Source organism: Marinobacter nauticus, from assembly GCF_003634635.1.
GTDB classification, from domain to species: Bacteria; Pseudomonadota; Gammaproteobacteria; order Pseudomonadales; family Oleiphilaceae; genus Marinobacter; species Marinobacter nauticus.
Map to the genome: position 1 here is coordinate 918,355 of NZ_RBJB01000003.1, position 12,151 is coordinate 930,505.

Sequence of the window (12,151 nt, forward strand, 5' to 3'; positions counted from 1 at the left end):
TTGCTGCAGCCCACCCGCCATAGTTGCTAATCTGAACTACACTCTTGAGTTCCGGACCCCACGAGGGGCCGGGCTCTACTACAACAATGACAAGAGGTTAGAAGAGCAATGAAGATCCGTTCTGTTCTTTCCGCGGCTGTGCTGGCTGTGGCAACTACCGTTGCCGCCACCCAGGCGCTTGCCCAAGACAAGTTCACCCTGCGACTGGCAGAAACCTGGGGTCCGAACTTCCCCATTTTTGGTGACACCACCAAACGCTTCGCTGAAACCGTTAACAAGATGTCTGATGGCCGACTGACCGTCCGCATCGACTCAGCCAACAAGCACAAGGCCCCGCTGGGCGTATTCGACATGGTCAAGGCCGGTCAGTACGACATGGGCCACTCCGCCTCCTATTACTGGAAGGGCAAGGTGCCGGAAACCCTGTTCTTCACCAGCATGCCATTTGGCATGAATGCCATGGAACAGTATGCGTGGTTCTACCACGGTGGCGGTATGGAGCTGATGCAGGAAGTGTATGAGCCCCACAACATGCTGTCGTTCCCTGGCGGCAACACCGGCGTACAGATGGGCGGCTGGTTCCGCAAGGAAATCAAATCCCTGGATGACCTCAAGGGTCTGAAAATGCGTATTCCCGGCTTTGCCGGCGAAGTCTTCGCAGAAGTGGGTGTTAACCCCACCAACATCGCCCCGGGCGAGCTCTACACCGCTCTGGAGCGTAATACGATTGATGCCGTTGAGTGGGTAGGCCCGGCGCTGGATTTGCGTCTTGGTTTCCAGCAGATTGCTGACTACTACTACACCGGCTGGCACGAACCGGCAACCGAGCTGCAGTTCCTGATCAACAAGCGCGTTTGGGATCGCCTGCCGGCAGACCTTCAGGAAATCATGCGGGTAGCCATGCGCACCGCTTCCTATGACATGCTGGTTCACTCCCAGCACGCCAACGCCGAAGCCTGGGCAAACATCAAGGAAGAGTATCCGAACGTACAGATCAAGCGTTTCCCGGATGACATTTTCCAGGCCATGTACGAGGCCAACGAGAAGCTGTTGAAAGAAGCCGCGGCAGAAAGTGAGATGGCTGCGAAGATCATTGAATCCCAGCACAATTATCTTGAGCAGAGCCGCGCTTACACCGACATTTCGGAGCGGGCTTACCTCAACACCATGGCCGAAGTCGAGTAAACTATTCGTTTATGACGAATCAGAGCCGGGATCGCTCTTCCAAGTGATCCCGGCTTTTTCATTTCCAACATTCAGAAATTCCGCGATGCGGAGGAAGAAGTTCGATGCGCTGGATTATCCGACTGGACGAGAGCCTGGCCTGGCTCTCCAAACTTTGCGGCTGGATCGCCTGTGTGGCCATGATCCTGATGGCTGCCAACGTCTTCTATGACGTCGTCGCACGCTATGCTTTCAACGATGTGTCCCATCGCCATGCAGGAAATGGAATGGCACCTTTATTCAGTCGTCTTCCTGCTTGGCATTCCCTATGCCCTGCGCACTGATGGTCATGTACGTGTGGACGTTTTCTATACCAACTGGAGCCAGAAGCGCAAAGCCTGGATTAACCTGATTGGCGCCGTTCTTTTTGTTATTCCGTTCGCCTACCTGATTGCCACCTATGGCTACAGCTACGCCATGGATGCCTACCAGATGGGCGAAGGCAGCGGCGACCCCGGCGGCTTACCGCACCGCTGGGTGATCAAATCCGTGATTCCGGTCAGCGCTTTCTTTATGGGAACGGCCGGTTTGAACATGGTGACCTACGCCATCCGTGTGATGGCCGGTGACAAGCGGTACGAAGGCGAGCACAGCGCAGGAGGTCTGGCATGATCGGTATGATTATGTTCGGCGTGGCGCTGGTCATGCTGATGTTCGGTTTCCCGGTAGCCTTCACCTTCGGCGGCGTCGCACTGTTTTTCGGTATCTACGCCGAAGGCATGGATCTGTTTGCCTTCATGCCCTTCCGGATCATGAGCGTGATGCAGAACACCGTGTTGATGGCAGTGCCTCTGTTCATCTTCATGGGTGTGGTACTGCAGCGCACCAGACTGGCTGAACAATTGCTGACCTCCATGGGACGGCTGTTTGGCGGGTTGCCCGGCGGCCTTGCTATTTCCACCATTCTGGTCGGTGCTCTGCTGGCTGCCTCCACCGGCGTTGTCGGCGCCAGCGTGGTTGCCATGGGCCTGATTTCGCTTCCGGTCATGCTCGCGCACAAGTACGACAAGCGCCTGGCCACCGGTACCATCTGCGCCTCGGGCACCCTGGGCCAGATTGTGCCGCCATCGATCATCCTGATCATTCTGGGTGACGTCCTTGGCCTGCCCGTGGGCGATCTGTTCAAGGCTGCGGTCATGCCCGGCGTGGTACTGATTGGCCTGTACATTGTCTACATTCTGATCCTGACCCGTTTCAAGCCGGAAACCGCACCGGCCATGCCGGCCCAGGATGAATCGGTCAGCCGGGGCAAGGAAATCCGGGATGCCCTGCTTGCGATTATTCCGCCACTGGCGTTGATCGTGATTGTGCTGGGCTCCATCTTCACCGGCATCGCCACTCCCACGGAATCCTCCGCACTGGGCGGTGTTGGTGCCGTGGTTCTCGCGATCATCTACCGCCAGTTCTCGTTCAAAATGGTCTGGGATGCCGCCAAAGACACCGTCAGCGTGACCGCCATGGTGTTCGCAATCCTGATCGGCGCGACTGCCTTCTCCATGGTGTTCAGCTATACCGGCGGCGATTATCTGCTGGAGGAGTGGCTGATGATGCTGCCCGGCGAACAATGGGGCTTCATTATCCTGGCCATGGTGGTCATTCTGGTGCTGGGCTTCTTCATCGATTTCGTGGAGATTTCCTTCATCATCGTGCCCATTCTGGCACCGGTGGCCGAGGCCATGGGCATCAACATGCTCTGGTTCGCCATCCTGATTGCCATGAACCTGCAAACCAGCTTCCTGACACCACCATTCGGGTTTTCGCTGTTCTACCTCAAAGGGGTGGCACCACCGGAAGTCCGAACCACGGATATCTACAAGGGTATTATTCCGTTCATTCTGATCCAGATTCTGGTGCTGGCGCTGATCGTCATCTTCCCGGAATGGTTCGGCATGAGCGCCACCTACTGACCCCCGAATAACCCTGCAACTCTGGCGGAGCCGGCCAATGCCGGCTCCGCCCATCCACCCGCTCTGCCCCTCAGTCTTCAGTCCGCCGACCTGACAAAACCTGATCATTTTCTATACTGAGTCAAAAAGCCGCGACTCTCAGTTCAGTTTTCGGGATTGCACGGACCATAACGAATCAGAGGAGAGAGCATTCCATGGCACAGAGTACCGCTCATAAACCGGAGTTACCGGACAAGGAGGAACACCGGGCCCACGTCCTCAGCCTGCCCCTGGAGCGCGGTCAATCCGATCGCGAACCCCACAGTTATGAACGCTGGCTGATCCATAAACTGATGCGTATGGCCGGCTCTCCCCCCATTCGTTTCCGGCTCTGGAACGGCGATGTCATAGAACCGGAAGTTCAGGACGCCCGCTTCACCCTGCACCTGACCGACCACAAGGCTCTCTACTCCCTGGTGGCCAACCCCAATCTGGCCTTTGGTGACCTGTATGCCGCCGGTCGACTGGAAATCGACGGCGATCTTCCAGATCTGATGGAGAGCCTGTACCGGGCCGTCCATGCCGCTCGCCAGAAATGGCCACGCTGGCTGGATGCTCTGTGGCGCAACCACAACCCGCGTGCCACCGGCATCTCAGAGGCCAAGGAGAACATTCACCACCACTACGACCTGGGCAACGAGTTTTACCAACTGTGGCTGGATGAGGCCGAAATGCAGTACACCTGCGCCTATTACGAGCAGGCAGACAACACCCTGGAACAGGCGCAACTGGCAAAACTGGAACACGTCTGCCGCAAACTTCGACTGAAACCGGGGATGACCGTGGTCGAAGCCGGCTGCGGCTGGGGCGGACTGGCCCGATATATGGCCCGCAATTACGGGGTGAAGGTTCATTCCTACAATATCTCACGGGAACAGCTGGCCTACGCCCGAGCTGAAGCAGAGCGACAAGGCCTGGACAACCTGGTTACCTATGTCGAAGACGACTACCGCAATATTGAGGGCCAGTATGACGCGTTCGTTTCTATTGGCATGCTCGAACACGTGGGCAAGGACAATTACCCCGCTCTGTCGGAACTGATCAAACGCTCCCTGAAGCCGAATGGTATTGCCTTGCTCCACAGCATCGGCCGCAACCGGCCCATGCTGATGAACGCCTGGATCGAGAAGCGGATTTTCCCCGGCGCCTATCCGCCCAGCATTGGCGAGTTCATGGAAATCTGCGAGCACAGCGATTTCTCGGTACTGGATGTGGAAAACCTGCGGCTGCATTACGCTCAGACCCTGACCCACTGGATGGACAATTTCACCGCCAACCAGGACCAGGTCACCAAGATGTACGACGAACATTTCACCCGGGCCTGGCGACTGTATCTGGCCGGTTCCATCGCCGCGTTCCGGGCCGGTTCTTTGCAGTTGTTCCAGGTGGTGTTCACCCACGGCGACAATAACCAGCTGCCCCAGAGCCGGCAGGAACTCTACACGTTTCCAGCCACGCCAGAGGGGGTCTGATGGAATACTACGACATCATTATCGTGGGGGCCGGCCCTGCCGGCTCAACCCTGGCCCGGGCTCTGGAGGACTCCGGCAAACGGGTACTGATCATCGACAAGCAAGCCTTCCCCCGGGACAAGACCTGCGCCGGCTGGGTTACGCCGGCAGTGATGGCCAGCCTGGACATTGATCCGGGGAAGTATTCCGTCGGCCGGACACTGCAACCCATTCGCCGGTTCCGGATCGGCATGATGGGGCAAAGTGCGGTGGAGAACGACCACGGGGATATTGTCAGCTACGGTATTCGTCGCTGCGAATTCGACGACTACCTGCTGGACCGTGCCGAGTGTGAAAAGCAACTGGCAACCGCGGTAAAGTCCATCAACCGGAACAACGGCAACTGGGTGATCAACGATCAATGGCAGGCGCCGCTGCTGGTGGGTGCCGGGGGCCATTTCTGCCCAGTGGCACGGCTGTTGGGCGACGGCCCGGGCAAGCATGAAACCGTGGTGGCCGCCAAGGAAGTTGAGTTCGAGATGACGCCAGAGCAGGCCCGCGCCTGCGAAGCCCGCGGCGACACGCCAGAGCTCTGGTTCTGCCGGGATCTCAAGGGCTACGCCTGGGTTTTCCGGAAAGGCAGCTATCTGAACATCGGCCTGGGCCGTGAGGACAACCACCGGTTATCTGATCATCTGGAAGCTTTTTTCGAGGAAATGAAACAGTCGGGCCGCATTCCTTCAGACCTGCCAGGCCGCTTCAAAGGTCACGCCTATCTGCTGTATGCCCATGCCAACCGACCACTGGTGGATGACGGCGTGTTGCTGATTGGCGATGCGGCCGGCCTGGCCTATACCCAGAGTGGCGAGGGCATTCGTCCCGCCATCGAATCGGCACTGATGGCGTCCAAGGTTATCAAGTCCGCCACGGATTATTCCGCGCTCTCGCTGCAAAGCTATGGTGAACGCATTGCCGAACGCTTCGGAACCCGGGCCACGGACCAGGAGCCCGGCTTTGAGGTGCCGGACTGGCTGAAACAGCCCATCGCCAGCACCTTGATGCGCTCACACTGGTTTACCCGCAAGGTGGTCACGGAGAAGTGGTTCTTGCATCAGGAGGTGCCGCCACTGGAGGTCGCGGTTTAGATACACCAAGGCCGGGCGCTGAGGCCCGGCCTTGATTTCACGTCTGCACTGACCTGTAGCTCGATACCAGGCTGGCGCATGTAACGAGCGAGCTTAGAACTTCACGCGCATACCGGCCAGGAAGCCCATGTCGGCGTCGTCGCCAGACGCATCTTCAAGGTCGCTCTGGGCGATTTCGGCGAACACGCTGACGTTCTTGGCAGCCGGGAACTTGTAGGTTACGTTGGCGTACCATTCGGTAATGTCGTCCGCGTCATCTTCTTCCTTGTTGCCCATACCGAGTGCGACGTCGGTGGTGGCAGCAACAGCAAACACAGCCGCCAGGTTGTACTGGGTGGTTTCGAAGTCGTCTTCGTCGGTGGAGCTGTAATCAGCGGCCAGGTTCATGAAGCCGAAATCGTAGGAAGCGCTCACACCCCAGGTGTCCGCAGATTCAGCCGCGCCAGCCGCTCGGGACTGCTGGTAAGCCGCTGCCAGTTCCAGACCTGCCAGTTCAGTAGCAACGAAGAGATCGTAGTATTCACCGTCCTGATCCGCAGCATCCATTTCGTGGGAAGCGGCGATATAGACGTTTTCCAGCTCGATGTCGACACGAATCGTATCGTCACCTGCTGTTTCTACGCCATCAAACCGGTCTTCATCAATGGTCTCGACTTCGTAGGCTTCTTCAATACCGAATTCGTCACCGGCGAAGTCCTGCTTACCGAAAGAGAAGGAGGCAACGCCGTACTTGAGACCGACATAAGCCTCTTCCAGGTTGCTGGCGTCCTGACTGCCTTCCGCCGCTTTTTTGTAACCCACATCCAGACGACCAAACGCAGTCAGGTCATTGCCCAGATCGTAGGCTACGTAGTTTTTCAGCTCCATATCGTCGTACTCAACCTCGGCACGCTCATCAAAGCCAGTGGCCTGACGGAACTGAATCTGGAAGTCACCGTTCAGTTTGTAGGTAAAACCATCTTTCTCGTAAACAGTCGCAGCATTCACAGAACCTGCGGCAACAGTAGACACAGCAACAGCCAGAAGAAGCTTCTTCATTTTTGGAACTCCACGTTCAGTTTGGTTTGGTGTTTATTGGTTGCTGGAATCAACCCAGCTGTCCCACTCTTTTCGAGTTTGTTCGTCAGCTTTCAGATACCAGTAGCGCAGCATCCTGCTGACCATTTCCTGATCCGGATCGACGTGCGAATCCAGCAACAACCCGTCCTGGTTGGTTATCAGCCCCGGAGCAGCTACTGCCGCTTTGGCGCCGGAACGGTTATAGGCCGCCAGCTCACGGGCATAGTCCCGCACCAGCTGAAAGCCCTCTTTCTCGAGCACATCGGCGGTAAACGCCACCTCACTGCCCTGGCGATCAGTCAACTGCCAGTTACCCTGTTGATTGAAAGCGTCCATTTGATTCCGCGACTCGATTTCCGGAGCGCTCAGGGCCAGCGCGGTATCAGCAGCCTCGAAACGGACAACGAAGGCGTCGCTGGTTTCCAGCACTTCTTCACGACCAATTTCGGTGGTGCACTCCACCACCAACTGCTGGGTACCATCAGCAAGAGTCAGTGACTGGCCAGAGCCGGCGGTCTGCTCGCTATCCTGAACAGCCTGCACGTTCACACAGGCCCCCAAAGTGAGCTGAACCTCTGCCAGAGCCGGCAACGGCATCAAGGCGGCAAGTAAACAGGTCGTCCAGGCAAGTCTCGTCACGCTTTATTTCCAATCGGTGGTTGGCAGCAATCTTGAGACGACACTATGGCGGGAATTTATTAACGGACTGTTAATAATATGTTTCGGTTATATGACACGATCCTGTGGACACTTTTTTGGCCCGGACACAAAAAAGCCCCGCCATGAAGACGGGGCTTTTTTATTCCGGAAACTGAATTAATCAGTCAGTTCGAGTTTCACACGGTAGATCGCCGTGGTGCCGCTGACTTCGTTGCCGGTGATGAGTAACGGCTCACCAGTAGGTGAGTCATCGGCGGCCACCACAGTGATGCTCTCCGCGCCCAGATCCCCTGCGGTTTCGAGTACTGAAGCCGTGTCGACAGTGGTCCAGTCGTCACGGGTATTCAGGTAATCCACCTGAACCGGACTGGCAGGGTCCGTTACGTCGTAGACCAGAATACCGCCCATGCGCTCAAGGCCCAGAAAAGCAAAGGTTTTATTGCCGAACGTCGCCACAGTCACGGCTTCAGGTTCCGGACCTTTGGCGTCCGACCGGGAATCGAACGCCATGCCCTCGTCATGGGCGGAGTTGAAGTGGTCTGAGCAGGGAATAGAACGAGCCGTACCCAGACGACAGTCCTCACTGGCCAGGAACTGCTCGATCGCATCGCCGGAGTCCCATACCAGCTCACCGTCCTCATTCCAGATCGCCAGAGAACGCGTGCCGTAGGAGTACAGCTGGTCGTACATCAGAAGCGTGCCGTCCGGGTCTTCTGCACCCGACGCGTTGAACATGACAGGGGCACCATTTTCATCAACCCGGTAACCCTGCACCCAACTGATGTTGAGTCTTCCCAACTGGTCATCATCGCGACAGTCATTGGCTGCACCGGCTGTGGCACCGCAGTAATCGAAGACGGATGGATTCAACAGCGCACCTTCGGCCAGCGCATTCAGTTGCGGTGGCATGTCGTCACCAATCCGGCGGGCAAAACCATCCGGATGTACCAAGTGTTTCACCCGCAACTCTTCGACAAAACCCCTGGAACTATCGCCATTCCAGTAGTCGGCGTCATCTTCACCCCAGGCCCTGACATCACCCTCATTGGCCGTCACGATAAAGGTTTCACCATTTGCCCGGTAACTGTCGATGGCATCGGGATGGTAGATACCCACCACACCCGGCCATCTCTGGATATTGATGACGCCGTCATCGTCCGAGGCATCAATACCCTGCCCCTCAACACCGTAATCCTTGAACCCCAGGGGTAAAATACCGGTGACCGTTGCCGCGCCGATATCCAGCTTCGCCAAGGCGTTGTTTTCCTGCAAAGAGACCCAGGCAGTGCGGCTGTCGGCACTGACGGTGATATATTCCGGTTCCAGATCCTGGGCTACGGTGGCCCCCGGGCCGTATATGCGAACACCCGATGCCTTCAGGGCGCCATCCTGGCTGTTGAAGGCCAGAAAATCGGCTGTCCGTACCGTGAGATTCCCCGGATTGGAAACATCAACCACACTGATCGACCCTTCCGGATCGATCTGGTAGTCATCGCTTGGCTCGCCTTCGTTTGCTGCCAGGACATATTGCCCATCCGGCGTAAAGGTCACCATATCCGGCTGCGCACCTACCTGGATACTGTCACGCAGCTGCAGGTCTGCAGCTCCAAATACCGCAACATAACCGGGGTCAGTTTTCGGATTCGATTCAACAGCAACCGCAACGAGCCCGTTTGCCACCGCCACACTGTTAACCACCGCATCAGCGGCAATGTCAGCAACTGTCAGCGTGTCGATTTTGGCTGGATTGACCGGGTCGCTCATATCCAGCACATCCACAGCCCCGGACAAGGCATTAACCACAAACGCCCTGCGACTGGCAGGGTCAAACGCCGTGATTTCCGCAGCAGACTCATCAAACTGTCCGGTGCTGTATCGACCGGCGAATTCGAGCGTCAGGCCAGTGACCTGAGCTTCCGGCGCCAGATCATCATCGTTGTCCGAGGAATTACAGCCGGATACCAGCACGGCGCTCACAGCGAGAACGAGCAATGACAGTTGAAATGGGTGCGATGTCTTGGGCACAGCGGGCTCCTTTGCTTATTTAATGATGCAAGAGCAAAGAAGGCTAGGCGACAGACGTGACGAACGCGGGAAAGGAAAGTGACAGTGCCGTGACGTTTCTGTGACAACTCCCCGGCCCGATGCCGGGCCGGGGAAAAGTCGGAGCATCAGCCGGAACTTACTGGCCCAGGTAGCTCCGGTACATCCATACCGTTTTTTCCTGCTGAGAGATGTAGTCACTCATCAGTGCCACGGTACCTTCATCTTCTGCTTCACCGGCCAGGTTCAGCAGGCCACGCTGCTTGGCGATGAGCTTACCGAAACTCTCGACGATGTTACCCACCGCTTCTTTGCCATCAGATACGTCCTTGCGCTCCGGCACTTCGGACTTTTCAATGTAGGTGCTGTAGGCGTGTGCAGGACGATGGCCCAGGGTGAGAACCCGCTCGGCAATTTCATCAATCTTGAGCAGCAGGTCATCGTAGAGTTCTTCAAATTTGGCATGCAGCTCAAAGAAATTGTCACCCTTGATGTTCCAGTGATAGCCACGCACATTCATGTAGAAAATCTGGTAGTTGGAGAGCAGTTCGTTCAGTGCATCTGCCAGCTTCTGGGTTTTGTCTGTGTCGAGACCAATAAAATTCTTGCCCATGTTGAACCTCCTGATTCGTTTTGGGGTGTCATCTAACAGCTACTGTAAGACAGCTCAGTGTCAGAACGAAAGTTTGGGTATTCAATATCGCTCATAGCAGAAACTTATACCACCAACCCTAAAATCATAGCTGAACCCTATCGAGAAAAATGTCACTTTCTATTTGGAAACAATTCTCGTTTGTCCTTAAATGGGGTTATAGGCATTCATCACGCGGAGTTGATTCCATGAGTACCCTGAAACTGTTTGTTCACAATCACAGCTCGAAGGGCGACCCGTCGTTTCTGAAAACGATCACCTTCGCGATTACCCACTTTACGGTGGCTTTTACCGTCGCGTTCCTGCTGACCGGGGACATTCTGATCGGCAGCCTGATCGCGATGGTCGAACCGGCCATTAACACCGTTGCTTACTTCTTTCATGAGAAGATATGGGCACGGCATCAGCGGAATACAACCGCCAATGCCATGAATCTAGGGCAAAACACGCTTTAATGACTTGCCCTCTGTCAAAGACGGAGGGTAAAGCTACACACCCGGCCCGCAATCCATGCAACCCTCCCCTGGCTCAGAGCCTATCCGGAGTTTCTTGCTCAGGTCTTTTATTGCGGTTCGCAGCCCCTCCTCAATCACCGGATGGTAGAACGGCATCTCCAGCATTTCGCTCACGGTCATTCGCTTTTGCACGCACCACGCCAGCAAGTGGGCAAGGTGCTCTGCAGCAGGCCCGAACATCTGGGCCCCCATGAACAGGCCGCTGCCGTGCTCGCCGTAGACCCGGAGCAGCCCCCGATTCTTGCCAATAACCTTGCTGCGCCCCTGATCCTCAAACGACACCTCACCAACCGCAAAGCAGCCCTGGCAACGCTCATCCACCTGATGAATGTTCAGCCCCACCGAGGCAATCTGGGGCTCGGTGAACACCACCGCCATGGGAGTTTTTCTGCGGCCGGTTCGGACTTCCGGCCAGGCCCCTGCATTGTCGCCGGCAATCCGGCCTTCGTCTGCCGCCTCGTGCAGCAGGGGGCGGTCGTTGTTCACATCACCGGCAATGAAGATATGGCTGTCACCGCAGCGCAGGGTGAAGGGGTCAAACTCCGGCATGCCCCGTTCATCCAGTTCGATGCCGGCATTCTGGATATCCAGGTGATCAATGTTGGGTCTCCGCCCAGTGGCTGCCAACAGATAATCAAAGGTTTGCTGATGCTCCTTGCCGCCCTCGCTCCAGCTGATGCGAACCCCCTCCTCGATGCGTTCAACACGCCGGGTATCGGCTTTCGGGCTGATGGCAAACTCTTCACGGAAGGTGTCCAGCGCATACTCCCTCACCTTCTCATCCTGAATACCGCCAATGCCGCCGCTGACGCCAAACATGCGGACCTTTACGCCCAGCCGGCTCAATGCCTGACCTAATTCGACCCCAATCACTCCCGGGCCGAACACCGCCACCGAAGACGGCAGATCCCGCCAGTCGAACACGTCATCGTTGACCACCAGTCGGCCTTTCGCTTCTTTCAGAATGCCCGGGATGTTGGGGCGGGAGCCGGTGGCAATAACAATCCGGCCCGCGGTGACCTCGGTATGATCACCCACGACAAGACGATGACTGTCAACAAATCGGGCATGCCCCATCAACCGGTGTTCCTGCGGCAGCGATTCCATGGACCGCACCACCGGTGCCACAAAGCGATCGCGCTCTTCACGCACTCGCGCCATCACAGCCGGACCATCAATGCGCACATCGCCCGGAAGCACACCGAACGCTTCCGCCTGCCTCACCTGATGGGCCCTTTCCGCGGCGGCAATCAGCAACTTGCTGGGCATGCACCCTACCCGGGCACAGGTGGTGCCGTATTGATCACCCTCAATCAACACAATCCGGTCGGTGGCCCTGCGGGCGCGCTGATAGGCGACCATTCCCGCCGTACCCGCACCGATAACCGCTACATCCACTTCTCGCTTGTCCATCCTGCCTCCTGGAGACTGACTGAAATTTCAGGTGGTTTGGGCT

The 12,151-nt window shown here is 56.9% G+C and carries 10 protein-coding genes and 1 pseudogene; 6 read left to right on the forward strand and 5 right to left on the reverse strand.

Going from position 1 to position 12,151, the window contains the following annotated elements; translation table 11 throughout:
• The first annotated feature begins 108 nt into the window (after nucleotides 1-108).
• The 5 genes and pseudogenes from C7436_RS10240 (at nucleotide 109) to C7436_RS10260 (ending at nucleotide 5,766) form a co-directional block, all read left to right on the forward strand.
• On the forward strand, nucleotides 109-1,185 hold the full coding sequence (locus C7436_RS10240; RefSeq protein WP_121207750.1) for a TRAP transporter substrate-binding protein: 1,077 nt from the start codon (nucleotides 109-111) through the stop codon (nucleotides 1,183-1,185).
• A 104-nt stretch (nucleotides 1,186-1,289) separates the two neighbouring features.
• Nucleotides 1,290-1,836 (forward strand): annotated as a pseudogene (locus tag C7436_RS10245) (TRAP transporter small permease subunit).
• Nucleotides 1,833-3,131 (forward strand): TRAP transporter large permease, encoded by a 1,299-nt coding sequence (locus C7436_RS10250; protein WP_011786891.1) that lies wholly within the window; start codon nucleotides 1,833-1,835, stop codon nucleotides 3,129-3,131. The pseudogene C7436_RS10245 and the gene C7436_RS10250 overlap by 4 nt, the downstream one beginning before the upstream one ends.
• Before the next feature lie 194 nt (nucleotides 3,132-3,325).
• Nucleotides 3,326-4,642, forward strand: coding sequence for an SAM-dependent methyltransferase (locus tag C7436_RS10255; protein ID WP_121207751.1), 1,317 nt, complete (start codon nucleotides 3,326-3,328; stop codon nucleotides 4,640-4,642).
• The gene (locus C7436_RS10260; protein ID WP_121207752.1) at nucleotides 4,642-5,766 is read left to right on the forward strand and encodes an NAD(P)/FAD-dependent oxidoreductase; all 1,125 of its coding nucleotides are present in this window, start codon (nucleotides 4,642-4,644) and stop codon (nucleotides 5,764-5,766) included. Before C7436_RS10255 ends, C7436_RS10260 begins: the two co-directional genes overlap by 1 nt.
• 93 nt (nucleotides 5,767-5,859) lie before the next feature.
• On the opposite strand, the gene C7436_RS10265 is transcribed toward C7436_RS10260, so the two are convergent.
• The 4 genes from C7436_RS10265 to C7436_RS10280 all read right to left on the reverse strand — a co-directional run bounded on the left by C7436_RS10265 (nucleotide 5,860) and on the right by C7436_RS10280 (nucleotide 10,141).
• Nucleotides 5,860-6,804: a porin gene (locus C7436_RS10265; RefSeq protein WP_014422759.1), complete on the reverse strand. Its 945-nt coding sequence runs from the start codon at nucleotides 6,802-6,804 to the stop codon at nucleotides 5,860-5,862.
• A 33-nt stretch (nucleotides 6,805-6,837) separates the two neighbouring features.
• Nucleotides 6,838-7,464 carry a YccT family protein gene (locus C7436_RS10270; RefSeq protein ID WP_228198097.1) on the reverse strand — a complete coding sequence of 209 codons (627 nt, stop codon included), beginning with the start codon at nucleotides 7,462-7,464 and terminating at the stop codon, nucleotides 6,838-6,840.
• Between the two features lie 177 nt (nucleotides 7,465-7,641).
• The gene (locus tag C7436_RS10275; protein WP_121207754.1) at nucleotides 7,642-9,510 is read right to left on the reverse strand and encodes a choice-of-anchor I family protein; all 1,869 of its coding nucleotides are present in this window, start codon (nucleotides 9,508-9,510) and stop codon (nucleotides 7,642-7,644) included.
• A 157-nt stretch (nucleotides 9,511-9,667) separates the two neighbouring features.
• A complete protein-coding gene (locus C7436_RS10280) occupies nucleotides 9,668-10,141 on the reverse strand; it encodes a Dps family protein (protein WP_014422762.1) in 474 nt (157 codons plus the stop codon).
• A gap of 227 nt (nucleotides 10,142-10,368) precedes the next feature.
• Here C7436_RS10280 and C7436_RS10285 point away from each other — a divergent pair, with 227 nt between their 5' ends.
• Nucleotides 10,369-10,635, forward strand: a complete 267-nt coding sequence (locus tag C7436_RS10285) for a DUF2061 domain-containing protein (protein ID WP_121207755.1) — start codon at nucleotides 10,369-10,371, stop codon at nucleotides 10,633-10,635.
• A 33-nt stretch (nucleotides 10,636-10,668) separates the two neighbouring features.
• Here C7436_RS10285 and C7436_RS10290 read toward each other — a convergent pair whose 3' ends face one another.
• Entirely contained in the window at nucleotides 10,669-12,108 is a 1,440-nt protein-coding gene (locus C7436_RS10290; RefSeq protein WP_121207756.1) for a dihydrolipoyl dehydrogenase, read from the reverse strand.
• Between the last annotated feature and the right edge of the window lie 43 nt (nucleotides 12,109-12,151).